20 protein-coding genes and 1 other RNA gene are annotated in these 18,965 nt (G+C 66.8%); 10 read left to right on the forward strand and 11 right to left on the reverse strand.

Translation table 11 applies throughout. The annotated features are described in order from the left end of the window. Positions 1-62: 62 nt before the first annotated feature. The gene (locus IL252_RS05345) at positions 63-926 is read left to right on the forward strand and encodes a CheF family chemotaxis protein (protein ID WP_208627161.1); all 864 of its coding nucleotides are present in this window, start codon (positions 63-65) and stop codon (positions 924-926) included. A gap of 12 nt (positions 927-938) precedes the next feature. Here the strand turns inward: IL252_RS05345 and IL252_RS05350 are convergent, their stop codons facing one another. The 7 genes from IL252_RS05350 to IL252_RS05380 form a co-directional block, all read right to left on the reverse strand. After that, positions 939-1,817 carry a CheF family chemotaxis protein gene (locus tag IL252_RS05350; protein WP_153554407.1) on the reverse strand — a complete coding sequence of 293 codons (879 nt, stop codon included), beginning with the start codon at positions 1,815-1,817 and terminating at the stop codon, positions 939-941. An 89-nt stretch (positions 1,818-1,906) separates the two neighbouring features. Continuing rightward, positions 1,907-2,335 (reverse strand): hypothetical protein, encoded by a 429-nt coding sequence (locus IL252_RS05355; protein ID WP_170092555.1) that lies wholly within the window; start codon positions 2,333-2,335, stop codon positions 1,907-1,909. A gap of 1 nt (position 2,336) precedes the next feature. Next, positions 2,337-2,729 (reverse strand): 30S ribosomal protein S6e, encoded by a 393-nt coding sequence (locus tag IL252_RS05360; protein ID WP_153554409.1) that lies wholly within the window; start codon positions 2,727-2,729, stop codon positions 2,337-2,339. A gap of 132 nt (positions 2,730-2,861) precedes the next feature. Then, positions 2,862-3,278, reverse strand: coding sequence for a dCTP deaminase (locus IL252_RS05365; protein ID WP_208627162.1), 417 nt, complete (start codon positions 3,276-3,278; stop codon positions 2,862-2,864). 41 nt (positions 3,279-3,319) lie between these two features. After that, entirely contained in the window at positions 3,320-4,399 is a 1,080-nt protein-coding gene (locus IL252_RS05370; protein ID WP_208627163.1) for an aminopeptidase, read from the reverse strand. A gap of 250 nt (positions 4,400-4,649) precedes the next feature. After that, entirely contained in the window at positions 4,650-4,874 is a 225-nt protein-coding gene (locus IL252_RS05375; protein WP_208627164.1) for a hypothetical protein, read from the reverse strand. A gap of 81 nt (positions 4,875-4,955) precedes the next feature. After that, entirely contained in the window at positions 4,956-5,939 is a 984-nt protein-coding gene (locus tag IL252_RS05380; protein WP_208627165.1) for a Gfo/Idh/MocA family protein, read from the reverse strand. A 421-nt stretch (positions 5,940-6,360) separates the two neighbouring features. Between IL252_RS05380 and IL252_RS05385 the strand changes: the two genes are divergently transcribed. The 5 genes from IL252_RS05385 to IL252_RS05405 all read left to right on the forward strand — a co-directional run bounded on the left by IL252_RS05385 (position 6,361) and on the right by IL252_RS05405 (position 11,871). Continuing rightward, positions 6,361-9,555 (forward strand): methyl-accepting chemotaxis protein, encoded by a 3,195-nt coding sequence (locus tag IL252_RS05385; RefSeq protein ID WP_244256815.1) that lies wholly within the window; start codon positions 6,361-6,363, stop codon positions 9,553-9,555. Positions 9,556-9,639: 84 nt separating this feature from the next. Continuing rightward, positions 9,640-10,809, forward strand: coding sequence for a nicotinate phosphoribosyltransferase (locus tag IL252_RS05390; protein WP_208627167.1), 1,170 nt, complete (start codon positions 9,640-9,642; stop codon positions 10,807-10,809). A 25-nt stretch (positions 10,810-10,834) separates the two neighbouring features. Beyond that, positions 10,835-11,211: RNase P RNA component (rnpB, locus tag IL252_RS05395), an RNA gene on the forward strand. Between the two features lie 79 nt (positions 11,212-11,290). After that, positions 11,291-11,485: a hypothetical protein gene (locus IL252_RS05400; protein WP_208627168.1), complete on the forward strand. Its 195-nt coding sequence runs from the start codon at positions 11,291-11,293 to the stop codon at positions 11,483-11,485. 92 nt (positions 11,486-11,577) lie between these two features. Next, a complete protein-coding gene (locus tag IL252_RS05405; protein ID WP_153554417.1) occupies positions 11,578-11,871 on the forward strand; it encodes a hypothetical protein in 294 nt (97 codons plus the stop codon). Positions 11,872-12,019: 148 nt separating this feature from the next. Here the strand turns inward: IL252_RS05405 and IL252_RS17720 are convergent, their stop codons facing one another. The 3 genes from IL252_RS17720 to IL252_RS05415 form a co-directional block, all read right to left on the reverse strand. Next, positions 12,020-12,142 carry a hypothetical protein gene (locus IL252_RS17720; protein ID WP_018256486.1) on the reverse strand — a complete coding sequence of 41 codons (123 nt, stop codon included), beginning with the start codon at positions 12,140-12,142 and terminating at the stop codon, positions 12,020-12,022. Positions 12,143-12,239: 97 nt separating this feature from the next. Continuing rightward, on the reverse strand, positions 12,240-13,085 hold the full coding sequence (locus IL252_RS05410) for an aldo/keto reductase (protein WP_208627169.1): 846 nt from the start codon (positions 13,083-13,085) through the stop codon (positions 12,240-12,242). Positions 13,086-13,286: 201 nt separating this feature from the next. Further along, the gene (locus IL252_RS05415; RefSeq protein WP_208627170.1) at positions 13,287-14,258 is read right to left on the reverse strand and encodes a hypothetical protein; all 972 of its coding nucleotides are present in this window, start codon (positions 14,256-14,258) and stop codon (positions 13,287-13,289) included. 269 nt (positions 14,259-14,527) lie between these two features. Between IL252_RS05415 and IL252_RS05420 the strand changes: the two genes are divergently transcribed. The 3 genes from IL252_RS05420 (at position 14,528) to IL252_RS05430 (ending at position 17,354) form a co-directional block, all read left to right on the forward strand. Further along, the gene (locus tag IL252_RS05420) at positions 14,528-15,757 is read left to right on the forward strand and encodes a PGF-CTERM sorting domain-containing protein (RefSeq protein ID WP_208627171.1); all 1,230 of its coding nucleotides are present in this window, start codon (positions 14,528-14,530) and stop codon (positions 15,755-15,757) included. 47 nt (positions 15,758-15,804) lie between these two features. Beyond that, positions 15,805-16,893, forward strand: a complete 1,089-nt coding sequence (locus IL252_RS05425; protein ID WP_208627172.1) for an aminomethyltransferase family protein — start codon at positions 15,805-15,807, stop codon at positions 16,891-16,893. A gap of 86 nt (positions 16,894-16,979) precedes the next feature. Further along, positions 16,980-17,354, forward strand: coding sequence for a rhodanese-like domain-containing protein (locus IL252_RS05430; RefSeq protein WP_153554421.1), 375 nt, complete (start codon positions 16,980-16,982; stop codon positions 17,352-17,354). 49 nt (positions 17,355-17,403) lie between these two features. Here the strand turns inward: IL252_RS05430 and IL252_RS05435 are convergent, their stop codons facing one another. Beyond that, on the reverse strand, positions 17,404-18,486 hold the full coding sequence (locus tag IL252_RS05435; RefSeq protein ID WP_208627173.1) for a geranylgeranyl reductase family protein: 1,083 nt from the start codon (positions 18,484-18,486) through the stop codon (positions 17,404-17,406). A gap of 73 nt (positions 18,487-18,559) precedes the next feature. Between IL252_RS05435 and IL252_RS05440 the strand changes: the two genes are divergently transcribed. After that, on the forward strand, positions 18,560-18,946 hold the full coding sequence (locus IL252_RS05440) for a hypothetical protein (RefSeq protein ID WP_208627174.1): 387 nt from the start codon (positions 18,560-18,562) through the stop codon (positions 18,944-18,946). Positions 18,947-18,965: the final 19 nt, after the last annotated feature.

An 18,965-nucleotide genomic window follows, 5' to 3' on the forward strand; every position in this document is an offset into this window, starting at 1 on the left:
GCATCGTCTCGAACGCGGAGATCGACAGACCGATACTGGCCGAAGACGACGGGAGAGACGGGATGAGCGACGGCGAACAGAAGCTGGCCGACGCCAACGGGAAGTTCGTCCAGGTCGTCAAGGACGGCCGCAAGCGCAACGACATCGACTGGCGAGCGGGCCGGATCATCCTCTCGAACAAACGGCTGGTACTCGTCAGCAACGAGGGCAAGCGGACCATCCCGCTCTCGAAAATCACCTCGATCACGGGCCGCGACAACGTCAACAAGGCCATCGCGAAGGTGTCGGGCTATCTCTCCTTGCAGGTCGGATCGAACGTCACGCTGATCGCCCCACAGGACATCGAAGCGTTCGAGGCGAAACTGTACAGCGCGCTGCTGGACCAGACCGTCGTCCTGGTGAAGCACCCGGCCGTCGAGGGCGGCGTCGTCCAGGACACGGAGTGGGAGAAAGGACGGCTCAAGATCGACGGCGACAGCGTCGATCTCGCGATCGCGTCGGGATCGTTCGTCGAACTGGAAGTCGAAGACGTGGGCAGCGCCGAACTGGAGACGAAGACGGTGATGGACAGCCAGCGCCGCGTCGCCGAGATCGAACACACGATCGAGGGGACCAGCGTCGAGACCCACGTCTCGGGCTCGAAGAGCGACGTCTCCGTGCTCGCCTCGTTCGTGCGACGGGGCGAGCAGGCCGGTGAGGTCGACGTGGAGCTCAGTAAGGAGGAAAACGAGGTTCTGATGGCGCTGTACACCGGCGTCTCCCCGTTCCAGATCCCCGACTTCGTCGGCATGGAGATCGAACAGGTCGAGGAGATTTACGACCGACTCATCGAGTACGGTATTCTGGAGCCGGTTCGGACTCGCCGCGAGGTCCAGCTAGAGGCCCGTGGCCGCTCGATCGCTGGCGAAGCCGTCGACGATCAGTGAGAGCCGACAGTATCAGGAGTTCACGTCTTCGAGGTGTCGGCTCGCGACGACCTCGCCTTTGGGGGTGAGCGTCGGCCCGTCGGACGAGTCCTGGACGAGCCCGTCTTCTTCGAGGTCTCGCAACAGCATCGTCACCGCGGAGCTGTCGGTACCGACGATGTCGGCCAGTGGCATCCCGTCCATGTCGCCCGTCGAGTAGATGGCGACGAGGATCTCGGTCTTGTCGTCGGTGAGTTCGATGTCTTGCAGCTCTTCCATGAGGTCGCTGTACTCGATCCGGAGGTACCGACCCAGGATCGACATCTTGCGTGGCGACGCCATCGCGGCCATGGTCGTGACGGCAGTGCCCTCCATCATGTGGCGGAAGGTCAGCGTCGGGCGGTCGGAGCCGGCGATCTCGCGGGTCGTCCGCTGGAAGTCGGTGACGGTGGCCAGATCGACGGCGAAAGTGCCAGAAGACGAACGGAACTCGACCGATCCGTCCGAGACGAACAGCTTCGCCGTCGAGAACGCGTCGTCGGTGACGCGGCCACCGACGCGTGCCCGCTCTTTGACGGTCGTCTCGGTGCCGTTGAGAATCGCCTTGAACAACACCGTCGAGAACTTCGAGATCTTGTCGTCGTCGCCCTCGACGACGGCGACGTGTCGACTGTCGTTTCGTTCGAAAGCGACGGTGACCGTCGAGTCGAAGAAGTCACCCAGATCCGGCGGCACGTGCCCGACCGCGACGTCGAAGATCGACGACAGCGGAATGGTAAACTTGTCGTTCTCGTTGGCCGCCAACACCAGTCGCTTCTGGCTCAGCAACACCCGCCCCTTGACCGGCTCGGTCGTCGCCATCACCTCCGCGTTGAAGTTGCCGACGAAATCAGCGATGACGGATTCCGACATTGATCACTCATCGAGTGGTACTGCGGGCAGAATCTTATGGGTTTCGAGCGAATATCATTCGAGAGAACGGAGAACCGCCCCGCTGGCGGTCACTCGCCGAGATCGTCCGCGATACTGGCCAGGGAGTCGTCCGGGGAGTCCGTCGCCGTGTAGACGACCCGAGAGCCCGGTGTCCGCAGGCCGTAGGTGTATCCCGCAGTCACGATATCGAGGTGGACCGAGCCACCGATCGTGCAGTCGCTGTCGGCGAACCACTCGACGAGTCGGTTCTCGCCGTCGCCCTCGCGGGCCAGTCGCCGATTGTCCGCGGCGTGCTGGAGCATCGGCTCGCCGTCCAGCGTCGTCTCGACGCGCGCGTGGTACTGCTCGCCGTCGAGCACGCACTCGATCACGTCGCCCGCAGCCACGTCGAGGTCCGCCGGCAACTCGATCCGTGGGCGGTCGGTGCGGCCGACGGAAGCGACCTCGACGCGGCGAGTCTCGACGGCCTCGTGGTCGCTCGGGAGGCGATCTGCCACGTTACTCGTCGTCGCTCTCGCCCAGCAGGTCCGCGACGTCACCGCTGCCCTGTTCGGTGATCTTGGCGTTGATCTGGGCGGTCTCCTCGCTGACCTCGCGGCCGCGGATGGTGATGCGCTTGCGCTCGCCGTCGCGAGTGGGCTTGTAGCCGACGCCGCCGTCGGTGAGGATCGACTTCGTGCCGACGCCGCGCACGTCCGCTCGCATCGGTCGGCCGGCCGTGTCGGAGCCGCCGGTCAGTTCGAGCGTGAAGCCGTCGAGACCGACCGCACTGCCCTCGACTTCGTCGCCGAGTTCGCGGCCCATGAAGCGGTTCGCGTCCTGTCCGTCGACGTCTAGCTGGTAAGTCGTGCCTGTCTCCGGGTCCGAGAGCGCAACGGTGAATTCTGCCATACCCACCGATATTCGACGGCGCTTAAAAAGCGCGTCGGAACCGACTTTCGACTGGGATGGCGCGCGACACGCGTGGGAGAAAGCTCACACTGTGTGCCGGGGACGGCGTGACACTCTGACTGCCCGGCGGTATCACTCCTCGGCGTCGACGATCGTACTCACGCGCGCGTTCTCCTTGATCGCGACGCCGGCACCGCCGACGGTGATCGGAACGCGAGGGAGAGCGTCGACGTGCAGCGTCGGATGACTGAGCCCGCGTTCCAGCAGCTCGGTACGTGGCTGGAGCGTGACCGTCGCCGTCCCGGTCAGCGACTCGTTGTACTCGATCAGGTACTGGCCCGCTCGTAGTGTCCACCACTCGTAGTCGTCCTCGGGGTCGCGCTTGGCCGACGCGTGCGGCGTCGTCTGAGCCGGTTCGAGTTCCCCACCCCCGAAGTCGACCCGACCCGGCGCGCCGATCTCGAAGACGTTCGCGACAGTGAGATCGAACCCCGAGTCGGCTGTCTGGGTCGGTTCGTGGACGGCGTCCTCGACGTACTGCTCGTACATACGCGAGCCCTCGGAAGCCGGACACAAAAGCGTCGGCCGTCTCAGCGCTCCCAGCGGAAGCGGCCGTCTTCGAGGACCGTCTCGCCGTCGATCACCAGTCGGCCGTCCTCGCGGAGATCGGTGATGAGGTCGACGTGGATCGCGCTGTCGTTGCCGGTGTCGGGAACGCAGGCGTCGTAGGCCCGGCCGAGCGCGAGGTGGACCGTCCCGCCCATCTTCTCGTCGAAGAGGATGTTGTCCGTGATCCGGTCGATCCCGCGGTTCATCCCGATGCCCAGCTCGCCCAGCCGGCGAGCGCCCGCGTCGGTCGCCAGCAGTTCGCCGATCGTCGACTCGCCCTGAGCGGCGCTGTAGTCGACGACCTCGCCGTCCTCGAAGACGAGCCGCACGTCTCGCACGCGCGCCCCGTCGACGGTCATGGGCACGTCGAAGGTGACCGTCCCCTCGGTGGCGGTCGGTGCGGTGAACACCTCGCCGGAGGGGAGGTTGTGCGAGTCGTAGGCCACGGAGGCCGCGGAGTTGACGGCCACGCGGTCGGCGATCGACATCGTGAGATCTGTCTCCTCCCCGAGGAGGTGGACCTCGCTGCCCTCGTCCAGCAGCGTCTTGAGCTGGCTCATCTCCTCGGCCAGCGCTTCCCAGTCTCGCAGCGTCGCGTCGTAGACGAAGTCACGGTAGGCCTCGTAGGAGAGGCCGGCCTGCTGGGCCATCGCGCGGGTCGGGTGCTGGGTGGAGACCCAGTCGGTGTCCATCCGGGCCGCTCTGATTTCGGTGCGAGCCCGGCGGTAAGACTGCCGGCGGTCTCCCGGTACGTCGCTGGCCGCGGCGGTGTTGCGCGATCCGCCCAGCGAGAGGACGCTGTCGGCCCGCTCGTAGAGCGCGCGCTCGAAGTCGGGATCGGCGTCGAAGTCGCCGTCGTGGGCCCGCAGGTAGGCTCGCGTCATCTCGTCGGAGCCGTAGGTCGCGAGCAGATTCGCTCCGCGCTCGCCAAGCGCCGCCGCGACGGCCACCCCGAGGTCGTGCGCGCCCTCGTCGACCTGAACGATCACGTCGTCGCCCGCTTCGATCTGTGCGCTCCAGTCGACCAGTACGTCGGCGTGTTCGCGAACTCGGTCGTCCATACCGGACGGTGGTCTGGCCCGGATAAAACGTCACTGCCACTGGTCGGGGCGGGGGTCGTCGGAGTCACGACGAGTGATCAGTGCGAGAATTCGACGAATCGCTCGTCGTCCGGGGCCAGAGGGCATCGTTCGACAGTGTGATTCTCACAGAAGGCGATATCTGAAAGAGAGATACACTGTCAGTGTGCCTCTGTGTCGATATCGGGACGGTCGAGTGGCGGATCGCTCGAAGCAGTTGCAGTCGATCGGCTCAGAAATACGCTGCTCTGATGATAGACAGCAGCCAGGCGGTCGGTACGAAGACGAGGAGCACGCCCACGACGCCGATCAGATACTCCCCGTCCAGGAGCCCCCTCGCCAGTCCCGCTCCGAGCCTCACGACGAAGAGGAAGAGGACGGACAGGATGGCATTCCGGAGCGAAAACTCCAGCCCTTCGCTACTGTAATCGACTGGTGCCATTTTGTAGTACTCCACACCGCCTCGTGAAAAGAATGCTTCCCAGACGACCACACCGGCCGAGTGGCTGGGGTCACTTGCGACGATCCAGGTACCGGCCTAGACGCTGTCGACGGCCGCGGGCTCGCCCGTCTCGGCGCTCTCGTAGAGGGCGTCGATGACGGCCATGTTGTTGACCGTCTCCGTCCGGTCGACGGGCGGCGTCTCGTCGGCCGCGACGGCGTCGGCGAAGCGCTCGACCTGGCGGCGGTAGTGGTCGACACCGTCGATGGTCTCGGTGTGTTCCTCGCCGTCGACCTGGTAGGTGAGCGACACCGACTGGTCGGGAGCCACGTCGAAGGCTTCGGGGACGTGGAGCCAGCCGTCTGTCGTCATGATCCGGTACTCGTGGGTCATCGGCGTGTCGAAGCTGCTGGTGACCTGCGCCGTCACGCCGTCGTCGTAGGTCAGCAGGCCCGAGAGCTGGGAGTCGACGCCGGTCTCGTAGGTGTCGGCGGCGTGGGCGAACGCGCGGTTCGGCTCGCCCAGCACGTTCCGGACCGCGCTGACGGCGTAGCAGCCGATGTCCATGAGCGAACCGCCGTCCAGTTCCGGATCGAGCCGGATGTCGTCGGTCCGGTCGCCCAGTCCGAAGGTGAACGTCGCCTCGACGTGGCGCACCGCGCCGAGTTCCTCGCGGACGATCTCGCGGGCGCGCTCGGTACGGGGATGGAAGTGGTACATGAACGCCTCCATCAGGGCGACGCCCTGCTGGTCGCAGTAGTCGAACAGCGCGCGGGCGCGCTCGGCGTCGGGCGTCAGCGGTTTCTCACAGAGGACGTGCAGTTCGTGGTCGGCGGCGCGGCGCGTCCACTCGGCGTGGAGGCCGTTGGGAAGGGGATTGTATACGGCGTCGATCCCGTCGTCGGCCAGCAGCGCCTCGTAGCTGCCGTACGACCGATCGATGCCGAGTTCGTCGGCGACCGACCGGGCGCGCTCGGCGTCGCGTGAAGCGATCGCACCGACAGCGTGTTCGCTGGCCTGGATCGCCGGGATCACGTCTTCGCGGCCGATCGCCGCCGTACTGAGCACTCCAAATTCCATGCGTGAGCGTGCGGTCGGGACGGGCATAAACGCTGAGTTCCGCGGCGACGAAGGGGTGCCACGGCTTCGAGATGGTCGGGGGGATACACGGTCACCAGCATCCGCGCGAGCGAAGCGAGCGCAGTTCACCGACGGCGAGACCGATGGTCGAGCCTCGGCCTTTTTCACCGACGTTTTTCGAGGAGCGGTTCCCGCAACGAGCGCAGCGAGTGAGGAAACCCGACGCAGAAAAACACGGTCAACGGAGAATCTGTAAACGGCCTCGCCAGGACAGATCGGAGACGCTTCAGGAAGTGACGGCCGCCATGATCGGCCGCGACGAGCGATCGGTCAGAACGGGCCATTTGGTTAGAGGGTCCCGGTATCAAAACAAAAAACGCGGCACGTGGAGTTAAGAGCAGAAGTTCTGGTACGTATGAGTATGGACCTGAAGGTAAAGTTGGTCGTGCTGATGTTGGCGATCTCGCTGTTGCCGCTTGGCAGTGTCGGAGCCCTGGCGACACAGAACATGGGGTCGCTCAATCAGGACGCCCAGGACCGGAGCGCCCAGGAGTTGCGCGGGGCGATGACCGACAACCTGAACAACAGCGTACAGGCACGGCAGTCGTCGCTACAGAACCAGTTCGACCAGCGGGAGGTCGACATGCGCTCGCTCGCCCAGTCGGGCGCGATGGACAACTACCAGGCCGCTCGACAGGGAGAGATGCAACTCGTCCAGGAGGCCAGCCAGCGACAGGTCGGCTACACGGCCCTGGAGATGCGCAACGCCATCGAGAGCACGACTCAGACCGTGCTTGACACCCAGTACGACGGGCGCGAGTGGGAGGAACTGTCCCCCAGCGAGCAGCGCGCGGTCAAGGAGCGCGTCGAGCGGATCATCGCCGGCACTGCCGGCGACGGGACGACCGCGGACGGGACGATGAACGAGACGTTCCAGCCCGGCTACATCGGCGAGACCGGCTACGCCTACGTGACCGACCTGGACTCGAACGTCGTGATCCACCACCGTCTGGAAGACGGGCACAACTTCGCCGACGACTCCGGCGGGAGCCTGACCGTCTTCGACGACATCAAAGCGAACATCGAGTCGACGCCCGAGCTGCGCAACGGCGAGACGTGGGGCGTCGCCGAGTACGAGTGGGAGGACACGACACAGGACGGCAACCCCACGGAGACCCAGCTGGTCGCCTACACCTACTACGAGCCCTTCGACTGGATCGTCGCACCCAGCGTGTACTACTACGAACTCCAGGAGCGAGCCGTCGCTGACAGCGAGGCACGGCTGGCCGACTCCTTCGAGCGATACCTCGAGACGCGGACCGTCAGCGTCGACAGGCAAGAGCGCTACGCCTACGACGAGATCATCTTCGTCGACAAGCGAGGCCGCGAGGTCGTCAGGGCGACTCGCGAAGGCGAACGGGCGGTGACCGAGCGCGACGGTTCGGGATGGTATGCCGACAGGAGTTGGTTCACCAGTGCCGGTGCCGTCGCCAACGGCGAAGTCGCGTTCAACCGAATCAAGAAGGAAAACGGCAGTCAGCAGATGTACGTCTCGACGCCGGTGTACCAGGACGGGCGGTTCCAGGGCGTCGTCGTGGCCCGGTTCAACTACTCGATCGTCACAGAGATCACGAACGGCGTGTCGGTCGGCGAGACCGGCTCTCTCTACGTCGTCAACGACCGCGGCGAGATTGTGAGCCACCCCAACGAGACGAAGGTGGCACAGCGTGTCGACGTGGCCGAGGGTGAGTACGGCGAGGAACTCGGCAACATCACCACCGAACAGATGCTGGCCGCCCAGTCGGGCATGGCCACGCACACGCGAACGGTCGGGGGCGAAGCGACCACCCGATACGTCGTGTACGCACCCCTGCAGGTCGGAGACAGGCAGTTCTCGCTCGTCGGCACCGTTCCCGAGAGCGACATCGAGGGGCCGATCGCGGCGCTGGGAGACGCGCTCCAGCAACGCACCGACGACGCCCGCAACCTCATCCTGTTGCTGTCGGGCATCGCGGCGCTGGTCGTCGTCGCCGCGGGCTACGCCGTCGCGCGTTACGTCGCCAGTCCGATCGAGCAGATGCGCGACCGGGCCACAGAGATGGCACAGGGACGGTTCGACGGCGAACTCGACGTGGACGATCGGGACGACGAGATCGGGGAGATGGTCGAGGCCTTCGAGGAGATGGAGGCGAACCTGACCCGCCAGATAACGGAGATCGAGGCCGTCTCTGCGTCGCTCAGCGAGGGCGAGATCGACGACGACCTCCACACGGACCTGCCGGGTTCGTTCGGCGACATCATGACCGACCTCCAGGAGGGCATGACGCAGCTGCGGACGAGCTTCGCCCAGATCAGCCGGGCCAGCGAGAACGTCCGGACCGGCGAGCTCGATCAGGAGATCGACAGCGACCTCCCCGGAGAGTACGGCGCGGTGATGGACGAGCTCGACGCGGGACTCCAGCAACTCTCCGAGAGCTTCGACCGGCTCCGGACGGCCAGTACGGCACTCAGCGAGCGACGGCTCGACGAAGACCTCGACACCGACCTGCCCGGCGCGTACGGCGACGTGATGGGCAACATCGACGCGGGCCTCGACGCCGTCGAGGAGAGCATCGCGCGAGTGCAGTCGATCGCACGCGAGGTGAGTTCGGCCACGGACGACGCCGCGGCCAGCGCACAGGAAGTAGAGCGGGCCAGTCAGGAGGTCGCCGAGTCCGTCCAGGAGATCTCTCACGGCGCGGACCGCCAGTCCGAACAGCTCCAGGAGGCCGCCGCGGAGATGAACGACATGTCTGCGACGGTCGAGGAGGTCGCCTCCTCCGCCGTCGACGTGGCCAACACGTCGGAACGCGCCGCGGACCGCGCCGAGGCCGGGAGCGAGCGGGCGAGCGAGGCCTCCCGCGAGATTGAGGGGATCGAAGCGGAGACCGAGCAGGCGGTCGAACAGGTCGCGGCGCTCGAATCCGAGATCGACGAGATCAGCGAGATCGTGAGTATGATCACCGACATCGCCGAGCAGACGAACATGCTGGCGCTCAACGCCTCCATCGAGGCCGCTCGGGCCGGTGAGGCCGGCGAGGGCTTCGCCGTCGTCGCCGACGAGATCAAGGGGCTGGCCGGCGAGGCCGCCGCGGCGACCGAGGAGATCGACGATCTCATCACCGAACTACAGGCGACGACCGGGGAGACCGTCGACGACATCGAGTCGATGCGCGACCGCGTCGAGAGCGGTGCCGACACGATCGAGGACGCGATCGCCATGTTCGACGAGATCGCCGAGAGCGCCACCGAGGCCGAGCACGGCGTCCGAGAGATCACCGAGGCGACCGACGACCAGGCCGCCTCGACCGAGGAGGTCGTCGCGATGGTCGACGAGGTCAGCAGCGTCAGCCAGCAGGCCGCGGCCGAGGCGACCAGCGTCTCCTCTGCGGCGGAAGAACAGGCCGCCTCGGTCAACAACATCTCCCAGAACGTCCGCTCGGTCGCCGACATGGCCGACGATCTCGAAGCACTGGTCGAAGCCTTCGAGGTCCAGCAGTCCGCGGCCGACGGGGACGCGAGCGCAGCGGGCGCCAGCGCCGACGGCGGCTGGTCGCCCGACGACAGTGCGGAGTGACGCCGCGGAGCCGTCAGGACGCCGTCGACGGCGCGCACCGCGGACACGGGTAGCTTTTTTCGCGGGGCCCCCGAACGTCGGCCAATGACAGAGTCGTTCGATATCGTCTCGCCCGAGCAGATTCGCTCGGGTCGGGCGACCGACGCCTACTTCGACCGGACGATCGAGGCACTGGACCACGCCGGCAAGAACCCACACGTCGTGGCGGAGGTGACCGCAGACCAGTTCCCGACCGGCGAGTGGGAGCTCCTCGCGGGGCTGAAAGACGCGGCTCACCTCTTCGAGGGACGGGGCGTCGACGTGGACGCGATCCCTGAGGGGCGACTGTTCGACGGCGGCCCGGTCGCGCGGATCGAGGGGCCGTACCGAGAGTTCTGTCGCCTGGAGACGGCGCTCCTCGGATTCCTCTCTCACGCGACCGGCGTCGCAACCCGGGCGCTGGAGGCCCGCCGTGCGGCCCCCGACTCGCAGGTCCTCTCTTTTGGCTCTCGGCACGTCCACCCCTCGATCGGCGCGATGGTCGAGCGGTCGGCGCTGCTGGCCGGCCTCGACGGCATCTCGAACGTCGCCGCTGGCGAGGTGCTGGGCCGGGCAGCCGGCGGGACGATGCCCCACGCGCTGGTGATCTGCTTCGGCCGGGGCAACCAGGAAGAGGCGTGGCGGGCCTTCGACGAGGGCGTCGACGCCGACGTGCCGCGGATCACGCTGTGTGACACCTACAGCGACGAGGTCGACGAGTCGCTGCGAGCGGCCGCGACGATCGAGGATCTAGAGAGCGTCCGCATCGACACGACTGGCTCCCGGCGCGGGGACTTCGAGCACATCCTGAAGGAGGTTCGCTGGACGCTCGACGCCCACGGCCACGAGGACGTGGGCATCTTCGCCAGCGGCGGCCTGGGACCGACAGAGCTGGCGCGTCTGTCCGGCGTCGTCGAGGGGTTCGGCGTCGGTGGGTACGTCAGCAACGCCGATCCCGTCGACTTCGCGCTGGACATCGTCGAGGTAGAAGGCGAGCCGGCCGCCAAGCGAGGGAAGCTCACGGGCACGAAGCAGGTGTACCGGACGCCCGACGGCGGCCACCACGTGGGCCTGGACGACCGCGACGGGCCGGCTGGCGGGGAGGCCCTGCTCGAACCGCTGGTGCGCGACGGGACCGTCGTCCACGAGTTCGATCTGGACGCCGCCGCCCAGCGGGCGGCCGACGACGCCGACGCCGTCGGGTTCGAGCCCGTCGACGGCGGGACGAAGGCTTAATCACGCCCACCGGCTAGGTTCCGGTGGCAGAGGGAGACCGGCTTCCGTGAGCGCACATCGTGCGCGCATGAGGAAAGTCCCCCCACCCGCTGGGCGGGTGACCGGGCGCAAGCCCGGGGCGGGAGACCGTCGGCGCTGGAACAGAAACGAGACCCCTCCACCCGACCGATGAGGCGTGCGAACCCGGACCGACGCGGCACGAGCCGATAAGGAATGGGGAGTCGACCCGCCGAGGGAGGTGCCATCCCGTCAGGGATGGCCGACGGTGGAGAACGGATGGAACGGCGAATCCTCACCGGTGCAAGTCCGTGCCGACAGGTAGCCCGGTACCGCGCGAACGCGCTGGGTACGGACGCTGAGCCGAATGCCGAGAGAACAGAAGGGGGCTTACTCCCCTCAGCCACGAACTCGCCAGCGACGCCGCTGGCCACCAATCTGTTAGCCAGGTGTCTTATCTACGAGTGGTCTGTTACCACGAGGTATGAAAAGACTGCTCAACGAGTCGACGGCGACGGTCCACAAGTACGAGCCACAGCGTGACCGCGGCGTCGCCGAGTGCGGTGCGACGACGACCGTCACCCACGATCAGCTCCGAGTGCTCCCGGTCGAACAGGCCCTCGACGAGCGAGACGCGAGCAAGTGCGGTCGCTGCTTCGGCGACGGCGGCGGCTACTGACGGTGTGGACCGACCGAGTGTCCGGACACGAGTCGTCGGAACCGAACGCGGACCGCCAGTACGTTCAAGAGAGTCCAGGCTAGAGGGTCGGTGTGGACAGACAGGCACTCGACGAGGCGCTGGCCGATCGCTACGACGCCGACGAGCGGAGCCGGCGGATCGTCTCGCGACAGGCCCAGGATCTCGCGGACTCGTGTCGCATCGCGCGGGATCTGGGCTACCCGCTCTCGGTCGAGGACGTGCTGGCGAACCTCGACGACGCGCCCGACGGGCACACGCTCGTCGAGCGGTGGAACTGGTGGCTCGGGGCACTGGACCTCTCGCACGGCGGCTACGAGCGGTTCCGCGTCCGCCCGGACGTTGCCGGGCTCGATCAGTCCGAGTGATACGGATTATTGTAGATCTTTACCGGATTGACCGCACACCGTGGTGCGGTCGACCGGGAAAACGGCTACAATAATCCGTATGAGACGCCGTCTGGCGGCGTCGCTCGTCGATTCGGCGTCGAAAAAAGCGGTATCGCTGCCAGCGACCTCAGAATACCGAGAGGCCGTGTGCTTCTCGCGCGTGTTCGAGAAGCGCGTCCGTGCTGTCGAACTGCTCGCCACAGCTGCACGTGTGATACGTCGGCGTCGTGGTCGACTGGCGTGTCGCCATACCTACCCAATAGGGCGTATCCATAATGAATGTTTATGGATAATGTGTAACATACGCACGGGTGGCGGTACGTCGACACACGCCGGTCGCCGGCCGTTCACTCGGTCAGACGGTTGTACTCGTCGGTCGTCAGCTCGATCGTCGAGGCGGCGACGTTCTGTTCGAGGTGGTCGACGCTCGACGTACCGGGAATCGGGAGCGTCACGTCGGAGTGAGCCAGCAGCCACGCCAGCGCAATCTGGTACGGCGTCGCGTCGTGGGCGTGGGCCACGTCCTCGACGACAGAGCGCTTCTCGCCGAGGTCGCCGGCCCCGAGCGGGAACCACGGAACGAAACCGACGCCCTTCTGCTCGCAGGCTTCGAGGACCGCCTCGTCCTCGCGGTTGGCGACGTTGTACTCGTTTTGGACTGTCGCGATCTCGACCATCTCCTCGGCAGTTTCGAGTTGCTCGACGGTGACGTTCGAGAGCCCGACGTGGTCGATCAGTCCCTCGTCCTTGCACTCTGCGAGTGCCGCCACGGACTCCTCGAACGCCACGTCGGGGTCGGGTCGGTGGAGCTGGTAGAGGTCGATCCGGTCGGTGCCGAGCCGGTCGCGGCTACAGAGCACCGCGTTGCGCAGGTAGTCCGGATCGCCGTGCGGGAGCCAGTCGCCGTCGGTGTTGCGCAGCAGGCCGCCCTTCGTCGCGACGACGAGGTCGTCCCGGTCGACGTTCAGGGCCTCGCCGATCAGACGCTCGCTGACGCCGGGGCCGTAGGAGTCGGCCGTGTCGACGAAGTCGACGCCGATCTCGTCGGCGCGTGCGAGCACGTCCCGAGCCGCGTCCTCGTCGGCCGGCGGGCCGACGATGTCCTCGCCGGTCAGTCGCATCGCGCCGTATCCCAGCCGGTTGACCGTCAGTTCGCCGCCGATGTCGAACGTGTCGCTCTCGTTGTAGACCATCGTGTGAACAGTCGGGGGCGAGCCGTTTGAGCGTTCGTCCCGCGACACCCATTTTTGCACCCGAAGCGCGCGAACGCAACACCGACCAGCGGCGAAGGGATCGTCCGTGCCGCCCGGCAGTCATACTGCCGACGGTACCTTCGTGACGAGCTTCGCCACCCCGGAGTGGCGAAATCGGTCACAGATGTACAGCCGGTCGTATCAGTCGGCCGAGTTCACGTACACGTCGAAGCTGTAAAATCGGCCGTCGTACTTCAGGTAGATACCGGTCTCGAACCGCGAGCGCTGGCGTTCGGGGTCGGCGTCCAGCAGGTCGTGGCGCTCCAGTCTCTGGAGCAGACCGCGGTACTCCTCGGACAGCGGTGTCGTCTCCTCGTACTCGCCCGCGGCGGCCCGCTGGAACAGCCGCCGCTGGTCGTCCGGGAGCGATTCGTCGACGCGAACGTCGACCAGCGCGCCGTCGAGGGCCCGCTCGAAGGCGGCCTCCGAGTCGGCGACTTCGAGGGCCATCGCCGCGTAGACCGGTTCCTCGAGTCGCACCTGTGTGACCGACACTTCGAGGATCGTGTCGTGGACTACGACGTGCTGGTGGTCCGGCTCGGGGGCCAACTCGCTCTCGCCGTCGTCGAGGAACCGGTAGACGGAGCCACCCTCCTCGACGATGTCGTGGGGGTAGCCGCCGCCGTACTCGCGAGCGCGGGCGACCACGTACGCCGGGAACACGGCGCGGGCGTCGATCGGCGGGAGGTCCTCGCGCTCGATCGCCGCGGGCGGGTCGTCGAGTTCGTCGCGCCGGCCGACCCACTCCAGTCGCAGGACCGACCGCTCGATCTCGCGCAGGCCGGTCGTCGTCGAGTGGAGTTCGTAGTAGGTGCCATCGTGTTCGACGTAGGTCTGCTCGTCGGGAACCAGATCGTAGCCGACGGTCGTGTATCGCTCCCCATCGAGGACCGCGTCGTAGAGGCGGCGTTGCTCGGCCGCCCAGGGCGCGTCGCCGTCGTCGGGCGACCAGCCGACCCTGTCGAGCAGCGTCTCGCCGATCTCGTCGACCGAGAGCGTGTAGGACAACTGTGGGTCGTCGACGGTCGATTCGAGCGCGGAACAGCCAGCCAGCGAGCCGACGCCAGCGAGACCGACGGCAGTCAGGAGAGAACGGCGGGACCAATCGGACATACACAGTGGTGGCACTCCGTCCGGCAAGTGTATTGTGTCCGATCCCGGCTGGCGGGGACGGACTCGTCACTGGGGGCAGTCGGCAGCATTAGCGAGACAATACGGGCCGACGTTCGCGAGGCGCGTCGGTGTTCTGTCTGTGGATTGGGACGCGCAGCGGGGACGCGACCGCACGACAGAACAGTGGCGTCTCCGTCGGCGTCGGTCGCGAGATCACTCCCAGTAGTAAGTTCTCAATACTGATGTGTCGGTCTGTCGTGTACCGTCACATGTCCGGAACTCGCAGTACGCTCGCTCTGCTGTGTGCGGGGCTACTCGTGTCTGCAGGCGCGGTGGGAACCGCTGGGGGACAGTCGACAGAGCAGGAGACGTTGACGGTCACCGTCGTCGACAGCGACGACGAATCGCTGGGGGGTATCGATCTGACGATATCGTGGGAAGCAGCTGATGGGGGCTCGATCAACGAGACGACCCGTGCGAACGGACAGGTCCTGGTCGACGTACCTGCAGGGGCAGACGTGACGATCACAGTCCACGACGATCGGTACGTGCGCAACGAGCCGTTCGTCGTCGAGAACGCGACGACTGAAGCTGTGACGGTGCCGGTCACCGCGGCCGGAACCGCTGCGATCGAGGTCGTCGACGCCGACGGGGCGGTCGACGACGCAGTCGTGGGACTCTCCCGCTCTGGCACCACCGTGATGGATACCCGCACGAACGACAGCGGAACGGCCACGTCTCAGATGATCGAACAGGGGACATACACGCTGACCGTCCAGAAGGACGGCTATCTCCGTAACCGGACGCGACTGACCGTGGACGGTGACGTGACCCGTCGAGTCGAGATAGAGCAGGCGTCCCGGCTGGTGACGTTCGCCGTCGTCGACGATCACTTCGAGGAACCACGTGCGGTCAGCGACGCCCAGATTACCGTCGCCGGGAACACCGTCACCACGCTCTCGGACGGGGAAGCGACGATCCAGCTCCCGGTCAACAGCGACTACGAGGTCGAAGTCACGAAGGACGGCTACGAGACGGTCTCCCGGTCGCTGACGGTCCGGGAGTCGACGGTCCGGCAGAACGCCTCGATCCAGCGTATCGACTCGATCTCGGTCGAGCCAGACCAGTCACAGGTCGTCGTGGGACAGTCGGTGCGCGTGACAGTCACCGACGAGTACGGTGCCGCCGTCGGGAACGCGAGCATCGCGGTCGGCGACGACACCGTCGGCCAGACGGACGAGAGCGGCGAGGTCGCCGTCCCCGTAAACAGTGCGGGCGAGACAGTGATCGAAGCGGCCAGTGGTGCTCTCAGAGCGACAGCGACCGTCGAAGGCGTCGATCCGAACGCCGACGCCGAGACGACGACGGCAGGCGACACGGCGACCGCCACCGAACAGACGACCACGGAGCCGACCAGCCTCACCGGGCCTGGCTTTACTGGGCTCGGAGCGTTGTTGGCCGGACTGGTCGGGATCGCACTGCTCGCACGCCGGCTGTAGCTCGGAGTGCGCCACCCTTAATTCGCCGAGGCACCCACTCTGGAGCAATGACTGTCATCGAGGGCGTTCACGAGGATCGCGGCGCGACGTTCCGGACGATGGGCGGGAACCGCGTCGTCGCCAACTACGGTCGCCCCGAACGAGTCCACCGGGCGGTCCGGCAGGTCGTCGGCGTGATCGAGATGGGGTACGGCGTCGTCACGGTCACCGGCGACGACCGGATCGACTTCGTCGACAACGCCGTCTCGAACCGCGTCCCGACGACCGACGGCGAGGGAAGTTACGCGCTGCTACTCGACCCGCAGGGCCACGTCGAGACCGAGTTCTACGTCTACAACGCGGGCGAGCGACTGCTGCTTTTCGTCCCGCCGGCCCGCACCGAGTCACTCGTCGAGGACTGGCGCGAGAAGACGTTCATCCAGGACGTGACGATCACCGACGCGACCGACGAGTTCGCGGTCTTCGGGGTCCACGGCCCCAAGGCGACGGAGAAGATCGCGAGCGTCCTCAACAAGACCGCGACGCCCGAAACGCCGCTCTCGTTCGTCCGCGGGTCGATGGTCGACGCCGGTGTGACCGTCGTGCGCAGCGACGGGCTGGTCGGCGAGGAGGGGTTCGAGGTCGTCTGCAGCGCCGACGTGGCCCGCGACGTGTACGACACGCTGGAGAACCGCGGGCTCAACGCCGCCCCCTTCGGCTACGACACGTGGGACGCGCTGACGCTGGAAGCGGGGACGCCGCTGTTCGACACCGAGATCGAGGGCCAGATTCCGAACGTCGTCGGCCTCGACAACGGCGTCGACTACGAGAAAGGCTGTTTCGTCGGACAGGAGGTCGTCTCCCGGGTCCACAACCGGGGGCGGCCCTCGAAGCGACTCGTCGGACTCACCTGTGGTGTCGTCCCCGCGTCGGGTGCCGCAGTCTTCGTCGACGACGCCAGCGTCGGCACAGTGACGCGGGCCGTCGAGAGCCCGACCCGCGAGGAACCGATCGCCCTCGCAAGCGTCGACTACGAACTGCCCGACGGGACGCTGTCGGTCCGAGTCGACGGCGAGGAAGTCGAGGCTGCGGTCGCCGACCTGCCCTTCGTCACCGGCTCGGACGAGTCCGCGCGGCTCCCGCGGTACGACGACTGAGCGCCGGTCGCGTCGAAGGGCGAAATCGATCGGCTCCGAGCGCCCGAGGCACTGCAGTTTTGTGCAGCGAAGCCAATACAGTACTGATGAGCAGGATCCGTCCGAGCGAACTGGACGACCGCCTCGAATCGGGAACAGACGACGATCCGTTCGTCCTCGACATCCGCCCGTCGTCGGCCTACCGCACGGCCGCTATCGAGACGAGTCACAACGTCCCAGTCTACGACGACTTGCGCCAGGGAGACGAGGACGCACTGCGCGACCGACTCGACGAGATTCCGACCGACCGAGACGTGGTCGTCGTCTGCAAGATGGGCGTCGTCGCGAAACGAGCGACCAGCCTGCTCGGCGAGGAAGGCTACGACGCACAGACACTGCTTGGCGGCATGAGCGGGTGGACAGGCTACCAGAACGACTCGCTGAGCTACAAACTCCGGTCGCTTCGCTGGCGGTTTCTCTGATACGGGCGTTGTCGATCCGTCCGATCGAACGTCGGCGGTCGAGGCAAAGTCACCGCGACAGCAGCGCTTTCAGTTGCTCACGAGAGAACAGCGTCGACGGGCGGTCCATGTGGACGCCGATCTCACCCTCGAAGGCTCGCATGCCCGCTTTCTGGACCACACCGGGCAGCGAGTAGCCGGCACGCACGAGGTGGCCCAGTCGGATGTCGGTCCTGAGGTCGTCGCGCCAGGCCCGTTCGTAGTCGCCCAGCGTCCCCGGCCTGTCGGGATCGATCTCGCGGGCCGCGTGGTCGGCGGCGGTCATGCCATAGAGGATGCCCCCGCCGGTGAACGGCTTCGTCTGGGCCGCGGCGTCGCCGATCAGGAACGAGCGGCGGCCGGTGACGCGCTTCGGTGGCCCGATCGGGATGAGCCCCGAGCAGCGCCGGTCCGTGTCGACGCCGTACTCCGCGGTGAACGACTCGAAGCGCTCGCTCACGTCGTGGCCGGGCGGGGTCGCCAGTCCGTACTCGACGCCAGCTTCGCCGCGGGGAATGCGCCACGCGAAGAACCGTGGCACGGAGAGGTGTACGTCGACGAAGTGCTGGCGGTCGACCGTCTCGGTGAAGCCGAGCACCCCGTGGAGGAGTTCCCCGGGTTCGGGCAGGTCGAGCGCGCGCCGGACGCGAGACTGCGGGCCGTCACACCCCGCGACCATCCGCGCGTCGTGAGTCGCCGTCCCGTCGGGACCGCGGACCTCGACGGTGACGCGATCGGTGTGTTCGGTCACGTCCAGCACCGTGTGGCCCTCCCGCAGATCGACGCCGGCCTCGCGAGCGCAGTCGGCCAGCCGCCGGTCCAGCCCCACGCGGTCGATGACGTTCGAGATCACCTCGTCCTTGTAGAAGCGGTGGGCCTCGCTGTCGGGGCCGCCGCGATGGAACCGGGCACCGCGAATCTCGTTCTGGAAGAGTTCGTCGCGGGCGTCGTCGGGGACGAACTCCCAGACGTCGGTGCTGACGTGGCCCGAGCAGGCGAGTGGCTCGCCGACGGTGCCCTGTTCGAAGGCGAGCACGTCGTGGCCGGCCTCGCTCGCCCGCCGGGCGAACCGCGCGCCCGCCGGCCCGCAGCCAACGACGACGAAATCGTGCATACCGACGAGTCGGCCAGCCGAGACAAATACCTTGTCAGTTGCCCTTTTGCCGGTCGGCTCCCGAAGGCCACACATGGCAGGCTACCAGCCAGGCGTCTGTAACATCGGACGAGACGAACGACGCAAGCGACGCGTCGCCGGGATCGCCGGCTTCCTCGGCGCGGCGGCCTACGTCGCGGCGGTGCTGTGGTTCGGGCTCCCAGAGCGGTACCTGCTGGGCAGCTTCGCCTTCCTCTTTGGCGGCTTCGTCGGCGTCTTCCAAGACTATTTTCGCTTCTGTGTCGCCTTCGGAGCCCTGGCACGGTACGACCTCTCCGGATCGGCCGACGACGCCGGCAGCGTCACCGACGCCGAGGCCGTCGCACGCGACCGCAAACGCGCAGTCCAGATTCTCGCTGCCGCCGCCGTCTCGGCCGCCGTCGTCACCGGGATCGTCTACGGCGTCGTCGCCGCCCTGTAGCGATCGTCGGTGTGATAGG

It is taken from the genome of Halomicrobium sp. IBSBa (assembly GCF_017612575.1).
GTDB lineage: Archaea > Halobacteriota > Halobacteria > Halobacteriales > Haloarculaceae > Halomicrobium.

Excerpts from the sequence above, each read along its gene's own strand:
- IL252_RS05350 (WP_153554407.1), bottom strand. The coding sequence starts at position 1,817 with ATGTCGGAATCCGTCATCGCTGATTTCGTCGGCAACTTCAACGCGGAG.
- IL252_RS05360 (WP_153554409.1), bottom strand. The coding sequence starts at position 2,729 with ATGGCAGAATTCACCGTTGCGCTCTCGGACCCGGAGACAGGCACGACT.
- IL252_RS17720 (WP_018256486.1), bottom strand. The coding sequence starts at position 12,142 with ATGGCGACACGCCAGTCGACCACGACGCCGACGTATCACACGTGCAGC.
- IL252_RS05400 (WP_208627168.1), top strand. The coding sequence starts at position 11,291 with ATGAAAAGACTGCTCAACGAGTCGACGGCGACGGTCCACAAGTACGAG.
- IL252_RS05380 (WP_208627165.1), bottom strand. The coding sequence starts at position 5,939 with ATGGAATTTGGAGTGCTCAGTACGGCGGCGATCGGCCGCGAAGACGTG.
- IL252_RS05385 (WP_244256815.1), top strand. The coding sequence starts at position 6,361 with ATGGACCTGAAGGTAAAGTTGGTCGTGCTGATGTTGGCGATCTCGCTG.
- IL252_RS05430 (WP_153554421.1), top strand. The coding sequence starts at position 16,980 with ATGAGCAGGATCCGTCCGAGCGAACTGGACGACCGCCTCGAATCGGGA.
- IL252_RS05410 (WP_208627169.1), bottom strand. The coding sequence starts at position 13,085 with ATGGTCTACAACGAGAGCGACACGTTCGACATCGGCGGCGAACTGACG.
- IL252_RS05440 (WP_208627174.1), top strand. The coding sequence starts at position 18,560 with ATGGCAGGCTACCAGCCAGGCGTCTGTAACATCGGACGAGACGAACGA.
- IL252_RS05435 (WP_208627173.1), bottom strand. The coding sequence starts at position 18,486 with ATGCACGATTTCGTCGTCGTTGGCTGCGGGCCGGCGGGCGCGCGGTTC.
- IL252_RS05365 (WP_208627162.1), bottom strand. The coding sequence starts at position 3,278 with ATGTACGAGCAGTACGTCGAGGACGCCGTCCACGAACCGACCCAGACA.
- IL252_RS05345 (WP_208627161.1), top strand. The coding sequence starts at position 63 with ATGAGCGACGGCGAACAGAAGCTGGCCGACGCCAACGGGAAGTTCGTC.
- IL252_RS05390 (WP_208627167.1), top strand. The coding sequence starts at position 9,640 with ATGACAGAGTCGTTCGATATCGTCTCGCCCGAGCAGATTCGCTCGGGT.
- IL252_RS05370 (WP_208627163.1), bottom strand. The coding sequence starts at position 4,399 with ATGGACGACCGAGTTCGCGAACACGCCGACGTACTGGTCGACTGGAGC.
- IL252_RS05425 (WP_208627172.1), top strand. The coding sequence starts at position 15,805 with ATGACTGTCATCGAGGGCGTTCACGAGGATCGCGGCGCGACGTTCCGG.
- IL252_RS05415 (WP_208627170.1), bottom strand. The coding sequence starts at position 14,258 with ATGTCCGATTGGTCCCGCCGTTCTCTCCTGACTGCCGTCGGTCTCGCT.
- IL252_RS05420 (WP_208627171.1), top strand. The coding sequence starts at position 14,528 with ATGTCCGGAACTCGCAGTACGCTCGCTCTGCTGTGTGCGGGGCTACTC.